General features: G+C 71.2%; 7 protein-coding genes and 1 pseudogene. 1 reads left to right on the forward strand and 7 read right to left on the reverse strand.

Going from position 1 to position 6,251, the window contains the following annotated elements; all coding sequences use genetic code 11:
- On the reverse strand, window positions 1–1,095 hold a 1,095-nt coding region (locus ACJ73U_RS43380; RefSeq protein ID WP_407783628.1), incomplete at its 3' end, for a DUF6779 domain-containing protein.
- A gap of 57 nt (window positions 1,096–1,152) precedes the next feature.
- Window positions 1,153–1,626, reverse strand: a complete 474-nt coding sequence (locus ACJ73U_RS43385; protein WP_407783629.1) for a DUF3180 domain-containing protein — start codon at window positions 1,624–1,626, stop codon at window positions 1,153–1,155.
- 52 nt (window positions 1,627–1,678) lie between these two features.
- On the opposite strand from ACJ73U_RS43385, the gene ACJ73U_RS43390 reads away from it, so the two are divergent.
- Window positions 1,679–2,587, forward strand: coding sequence for a MerR family transcriptional regulator (locus ACJ73U_RS43390; protein WP_407783630.1), 909 nt, complete (start codon window positions 1,679–1,681; stop codon window positions 2,585–2,587).
- Between the two features lie 250 nt (window positions 2,588–2,837).
- Here the strand turns inward: ACJ73U_RS43390 and folK are convergent, their stop codons facing one another.
- The 5 genes and pseudogenes from folK to ACJ73U_RS43415 form a co-directional block, all read right to left on the reverse strand.
- Window positions 2,838–3,335, reverse strand: coding sequence for a 2-amino-4-hydroxy-6-hydroxymethyldihydropteridine diphosphokinase (gene folK, locus ACJ73U_RS43395; RefSeq protein WP_407783631.1), 498 nt, complete (start codon window positions 3,333–3,335; stop codon window positions 2,838–2,840).
- On the reverse strand, window positions 3,332–3,697 hold the full coding sequence (folB, locus tag ACJ73U_RS43400) for a dihydroneopterin aldolase (RefSeq protein WP_407783632.1): 366 nt from the start codon (window positions 3,695–3,697) through the stop codon (window positions 3,332–3,334). The genes folK and folB overlap by 4 nt, the downstream gene beginning before the upstream one ends.
- Entirely contained in the window at window positions 3,690–4,481 is a 792-nt protein-coding gene (gene folP, locus ACJ73U_RS43405) for a dihydropteroate synthase (protein WP_407783634.1), read from the reverse strand. Before folP ends, folB begins: the two co-directional genes overlap by 8 nt.
- A gap of 35 nt (window positions 4,482–4,516) precedes the next feature.
- Window positions 4,517–5,137: a GTP cyclohydrolase I FolE gene (gene folE, locus ACJ73U_RS43410; RefSeq protein WP_407783633.1), complete on the reverse strand. Its 621-nt coding sequence runs from the start codon at window positions 5,135–5,137 to the stop codon at window positions 4,517–4,519.
- A gap of 44 nt (window positions 5,138–5,181) precedes the next feature.
- Window positions 5,182–6,251, reverse strand: a pseudogene (locus ACJ73U_RS43415) (cell division protein FtsH); the annotation flags it as partial.

The following is a 6,251-nucleotide window of genomic DNA, read 5'->3' on the forward strand; positions in this document are numbered from 1 at the left end:
GTTGGCCGAAGTCGGGACCGGGCGGCGACCCGGGGCGGAATCCGGGCGGCTGGCCGGTCCGGGGTCGGGTCGGCGAATCGGCGGCATCTCGGGATGGCTCGCTGAGGCCGGGTCCAGGTGGCGGGCGACCGGAGTCGGCTGCTCCCGGGAAGTCCCCCACTGCTGCTCGCCGGCCTCCCGGCTGACGGGAACGGACCGGCGTGTCGGCGCCGGGTCGGCCGGGCGCTGCGGCTCCTGGCGCCGCGGCTGCTCCGTGCGGCGCTGCTGCGGCGGCGGCTGCGGCGGCTGCTGCTGCGGGTCGGCGGGGCCGTCCGGCAGGAACCACCGGTCGGACATCTCCGCCGGGTGCGGCTGGCGGGGAGCCTGCGCGCCAGGCTTCACCCGATCGGGTGTTACTCGTTCGGGTTGGCGTGGCTGTGCCTGCGGTCGTGGGTCCGCCACCCGCGGCTCCGGACGGACCGGCGGCTGCTCGCGACGCGCCGTCTGGTGCACCTCGCGGACGCGGTCGATGAACTCGGTCTCTCCCTCGCGGCCGGCCGGCGGGACGACCATGTTCACCTGCTGGCCCTGTGCGGCCGGCAGGTGCTTGACGTCGCGGCGCACGGACAGCGAGCGGTCCTCGCCGAGGGAGCGGATGCGGCTGGCCTCGGCCTGCAGGGCGTACCGCTCGACCATGAACTCGCCGGCTATCAGGCCCTCGAGCGTCTGCCGCAGGTTGGCCAGCTCGCCGCGCAGCGCGGCGAGGTCGTCGCGGGCGGCTTCCTCCGCCTTGCGCTTGGCCTCGGCCTCGACGGTCAGCTCGTGCTCGCGCCGCGCGGCGATCTCGCGTTCGAGCTCCAGCTCGTAGATCCGCTGCCGCTCGGCCAGCGCCTCCCGCTGGTCGCTGAGCTGCCTGCGATATCGGGCCGCGAGGAACGCGCCGGTCAGCGCGGCCCACAGCCCCGCGACGATGCCCAGCCGCAGCCACTTCTCCTGGTCGGTCAGCACCAGCAGCGCGGTGGCCGCGCCGGCGAAGACGACCGCGCCGACGAGGAGTGCGCGCCCGCCCAACGAGCCTGCCTCGGGCTCGTCAGAGGAGGGTCGGCGGGCTTTCATGGGACACACCGTACCGGTCCGTTATGAGGTCGAGACCATTACGATTCGGAACCACGATCAACCATTCGCACCAGAACTCCGCTCGGGTGGTTGATTGTCCTGGTCACGCGGTGCGCGGCAGCACCATTCGAGGTACAACGCGGCCGCGATCAGCACCGCCGAACAGGTCACACCGACGACGGTGCTGGGGAGGTCGTCCGCCGCGGCCGTTATCTCGACACGCCGCGGCAGCACGTAGGCGAGGATCGCGACCCAGACGCCGAGCATGATCGCGCCGAGCACCGACGAGGCCTTCGCGAGCGCGACCGCCCGGGCGGCGGTGAGCGGCTGGACGTCCCTGTGCGGGTTGCGGATGCGGGACCGCAGCGAGAACCCGAAGCCGGCCTCGACCACGGCGAGGATGAGCAACGTGATCCCGGCGAGAGTCGGCAACGGTGGCATCTGCCCGTAGAACTGACGCACCAGCAGGTACATCAGTGCGGCGGCGGCGAGCCCGGTGAGGACCAGATCCCGGGCCCGGGTGAAATGCATGGCACCAACCGTACTTGACTCTCCAGTAACTGGAGGGTTGAACATGCCGCACATGGGGTTCCTGACGATCGGCGAGCTGGCCAGGCGAACGGGCCTGACCACCCGCACGATCCGGTTCTACTCCGACGAGGGGTTGTTGCCGCCCGCACACCGCACGGAGGCGGGGTACCGCCTTTACGACGGCGCGTCGCTGGCCAGGCTGGAGCTGCTGCGCACACTGCGCGAGCTGGGCATCGGCCTGCCGGACGCGTCGGCGGCGCTCGCGGGTACGCAGCCGGTGGCGGCGTTGGCGCGCGAGCACGTGAAGCTGCTGGACGAGCAGATCCGCGTGCTGCAACTGCGCCGTGCCGTGCTCCGCGCGATCGCCAGGACCGAGACCGAACTGGATGGAGTACGACTGATGAAGGACCTGGCGGCCATGACCGACGCCGAACGCGCCGCGCTGATCGACGACTTCTGGGACGAGGTGACGGCGGGCCTGGACCTCAACCCGGAGTTCAACGCAGGAATGCGGTCGGCCAAACCGGCCCTGCCGGACGACCCGTCGCCCGAGCAGCTGGAGGCATGGCTGGAACTGGCCGAGTTGGTGCGCGACAAGGACTTCCGAGCCCGCATCCGCGCCATGGGCGAGGCACACGCCGCCGCGCGAGCCACCGGGGAGGTCGTGGACGCCCCGTTCGGCGCGGCGCGGGACCAGTGGCTGGGCTGGACAACCCGGGCCACGGCGGCACTGTCCGCGGGCGAACCCCCGACCTCGGCGGCCGGCCAGGCACTGGCAGCCGACATCGCGGCGGCGTTCGGCAAGCCCGCGACCGAGGTCGCGGACGAGATCGTCACCGGAACCGACGCGCGGGCGGAGCGCTACTGGCAGCTGATGGCCGTGATCAACGGCTGGCCGCAGTGGCCGTCCCAGGTCCCGGCGGCGGAATGGATCGTGGCCGCCCTACGAGCGACGGGCTGACCTGGCCTCCGGCCCCCTCGAACCACGCTACGGCACGGCACCGACACTTCCCGCAGGCTGTGGACAAGTGGGCGTCAAGCTGTGGACAACCGTCGGAGTTGTGGATAACTACCCCGGCGATGATCTTCGACGGCCGAACTCGTCGGTGCCTTGTCGTGGGCTTGAAACCGGGGGCCGGAGGCCAGGCTCGATCCCGCACGCCAAGCTCGAACCCGCACGCCAGAGCCCACAGAGCGAGGTTCGGGTGGTGTCAGCTTGTGAGGGTTAGCTCTGGGCGTTCGTGGACGTCTGCTCGGTCGTTTTCCGGGAGGGCGGCCAGGAGGGCTTTTACCGGGCCGTGGCCGGGTAGTTCCGCGGTCGGATCTATTGCCAGCCACGGGATCAGGACCGTCGCTCTGTTCGGGGTGCCTGGGTGTGGGAGCAGGAGGTCGGGGTGGTCGCTCGTCACGTTGTCCACGGTGACCACGTCCACGTCCAGGGTTCTTGGGCCCCAGCGTTGTTCGCGGACTCGGCCTGCCTTCTTCTCCAGGTCCTGGGCCCGCGCCAGCCAGCCCCACTCGTCCAGGGTCGGGGACTGGGCTATCACGATCGCGTTCAGGAAGTCCGGCTGGTCGGTCACGCCCCACGGCGCGGTCTCGTAGACCGGGGAGACCTTTTCCAGAACATCACGGAGGCCGTCGACCGCCAACTGTAGGAACGCCAGGCGGTCGCCCAGGTTCGAGCCCAGTGACAGGACCGCTCTGGTCATCCCATGCGCTTTCGGGAGCGGCGGATCGTCACGGCCACGTCGTCGAAGGTCAGGGGGATCGGGGCGCCTGGTTTGTGGATGGTCACTTCCGCCGCGTGGAGGCGGGGGTTCCAACCCATGAGGTCCTCCGCCGCTTCCGTGGCGACCGTTTCGATCAGGTCGCGTGACGGGCCGCCGACGATCGTCGCCACTCGCGAGGCCAGTTCGCCGTAGTCGATCGTGTCCGCGAGGTTGTCGGTGCCCGGTAGGTCGGCCCATACCGTCACGTCGACCACGAAGTCCTGGCCGTCGCGCTTCTCGTGGTCGAAGACGCCGTGGTTGGCGTGTACGCGCAGGCCCGTCAGGGTGATGCGGTCAGCCATGCAGTGCCTCCGCCACCTTCACCGCGTCCAGTGAGCGGCGCACGTCGTGTACCCGGACGCCCCACGCGCCCGCCGTCGCCACCAGGGCCGAGATCGCCGCCGTTGCTTCCTCGCGGCCGTCCGGGGGCCTGGGGACGCCTTCCTTGTCCGCCAGGAGCGTGCCCAGGAAGCGCTTGCGCGACGCGCCCACCAGGACCGGGAAGCCCAGGTCCAGCAGGACATCCAGGCGGCGCAGCAGGGACCAGTTGTGGTCGGCCTTCTTCGCGAAGCCCAGGCCCGGGTCCAGTACCAGCGCGTCCGCGGACACGCCGGCCGCCAGGGCCGCGTCCGCGCGGGCCGACAGCTCCGCGCGAACGTCCGTGACCACGTCGTCGTAGGTGGCCAGCGAGTCCATGTTCTTCGAGTAGCCACGCCAGTGCATGAGGATCCACGGCACGCCGGCCTCGGCGACCACGCGGGCCATGTCCGGGTCCGCCAGGCCGCCGGACACGTCGTTCACGACCACCGCACCCGCCGACAGCGCCGCCTCCGCCACCCGGGCGCGGGTCGTGTCCACCGACACCGCGACGCCCGCCGAACACAGGCCTCTGACCACCGGCAGGACACGGTCGATCTCGACGTCCGGGGCGACCCGGTCGGCGCCCGGTCTGGTGGACTCGCCGCCCACGTCGACCAGGTCCGCGCCGTCGGTCCACATCTCCACGCCGTGGGCCAGCGCGTCGTCCAGGTGCAGGTAGCGGCCACCGTCCGAGAAGGAGTCGGGTGTGACGTTTAGCACGCCCATCACCGCGCAGCGGCCGGGGCGGGGCAGGGCGCGGATCACCGGGTGCGCCCGTTGATCAGGGCGAGGGCCTCCGAGCGGGACGTCGCCGAGCTGCGGAACATGCCGCGCACCGCGGACGTCGTCGTGCGAGAGCCGGGCTTGCGGACGCCGCGCATGGCCATGCACATGTGCTCGGCCTCGATCACGACGATGACGCCGCGCGGCTCCAGCTTGCGGACCAGCGCGTCGGCGACCAGGGAGGTCAGGCGCTCCTGCACCTGGGGGCGCTTGGCGTAGAGGTCGACCAGGCGGGCGACCTTCGACAGGCCCGTGACCTTGCCCTGCTCGTTCGGGATGTAGCCGACGTGCGCGACACCGTGGAACGGCACCAGGTGGTGCTCGCACGTCGAGTACATCGGGATGTCGGTGACCAGCACCAACTCCTCGTGGGACTCGTCGAACGTGCGGTCCAGCACCTCGTCCGGGTTCGTGTACAGGCCGGCGAACATCTCGAGGTACGCCCTGGCGACGCGCTTCGGGGTGTCCTGCAGGCCCTCGCGGTCCGGGTCCTCGCCGCACGCCAGCAGCAACTCCCGGACCGCCTTCTCCGCCCGTTCCTGGTCGAACACCGACCCGCCGGTGTACAGCGGGCCCCGCTGGGACCCGTCAACTGTCACAGCCTGCCTCCGGTCGCCGTGCGGGTCCCCAACCTCAGGACCCCTCAGCGACCACTATCCCATTCTGGCCCGTCAGGGCGGTCGGAACCGTCCTGGCCGTCCTGATCGGACTGTGGCTGCTGCGGTTGCCGGGGCTGGTCCCACGACGGGCGCCACGGCTGGTTGTTGCCCTGCTGCGGCCTGGTCGCCGGGGTCCACCCGGGAGGCGCACCGTAGTTCGGCGGCCCCGCGTTGCCGTGCGGCTCGTAGGAGCCGGGGTACGGCTGGCCGTACGGACCACCCGGGTACGGACCCGGCTGCGGCAACCCGTTCGGACCGGCACCGTTGGTGCCCGGCGGCTCCGGGTTCGATCGCGGTGGGCCGCCCGGCAGTTCGCCACCGCCGGGGGCGGTGCGCACCGGGGTCGGCGCCTCCTCCTGGACCGGCGGCCACGGCTCGCCGCGCTCCTTGGCCAGCTCGGCCGGGGTCTTGATCGGCGGCTTGTCCGACGGCGTGCGGCCGCCGAACTCGTTGAACGCCGTGATCCTCGGCCGCTTCTCCACGCCGGAGAAGATCCGCTCCAGGTCCTTGCGCTGCAGCGTCTCCTTCTGCAGCAGCTCGATCACGAGGCTGTCGAGAATGTCGCGGTAGGTGTTGAGCACCTCCCACGCCTCGGTGTGCGCGGCCTCGATGAGCTTGCGCACCTCCTCGTCGATCTCGTGCGCGACCTCCAGCGAGTAGTCCGGCGCGTGGCCCATCGACCGGCCGAGGAACGGGTCGCCCTGCTCCTGGCCGTACTTGACCGCGCCGAGCTTGGCCGACATGCCGTACTCGGTGACCATCGCCTTCGCGATCTTGGTGGCCTGCTCAATGTCCGAGGACGCGCCCGTGGTGGGCTCGTGGAACACCAGCTCCTCGGCCGAGCGTCCGCCCAGCGCGAACACCAGGCGCGCGATCATCTCCGAGCGGGTCATGAGCTGCTTGTCGTCCTCGGGGACGACGAGCGCGTGCCCACCCGTGCGGCCGCGCGGCAGGATCGTCAGCTTGTACACCGGCTCCAGGTCCGGCATGGCCCACGCGGCGAGCGCGTGCCCGCCCTCGTGGTAGGCCGTGATCTTCTTCTCCTTCTCGGAGA

The sequence above is a fragment of the Actinophytocola sp. genome, from assembly GCF_045807065.1.
GTDB lineage: Bacteria > Actinomycetota > Actinomycetes > Mycobacteriales > Pseudonocardiaceae > Actinophytocola.

Excerpts from the sequence above, each read along its gene's own strand:
- folK (WP_407783631.1), bottom strand. The coding sequence starts at position 3,335 with ATGACCAGAGCGGTCCTGTCACTGGGCTCGAACCTGGGCGACCGCCTG.
- folP (WP_407783634.1), bottom strand. The coding sequence starts at position 4,481 with ATGGGCGTGCTAAACGTCACACCCGACTCCTTCTCGGACGGTGGCCGC.
- folB (WP_407783632.1), bottom strand. The coding sequence starts at position 3,697 with ATGGCTGACCGCATCACCCTGACGGGCCTGCGCGTACACGCCAACCAC.
- ACJ73U_RS43385 (WP_407783629.1), bottom strand. The coding sequence starts at position 1,626 with ATGCATTTCACCCGGGCCCGGGATCTGGTCCTCACCGGGCTCGCCGCC.
- ACJ73U_RS43390 (WP_407783630.1), top strand. The coding sequence starts at position 1,679 with ATGGGGTTCCTGACGATCGGCGAGCTGGCCAGGCGAACGGGCCTGACC.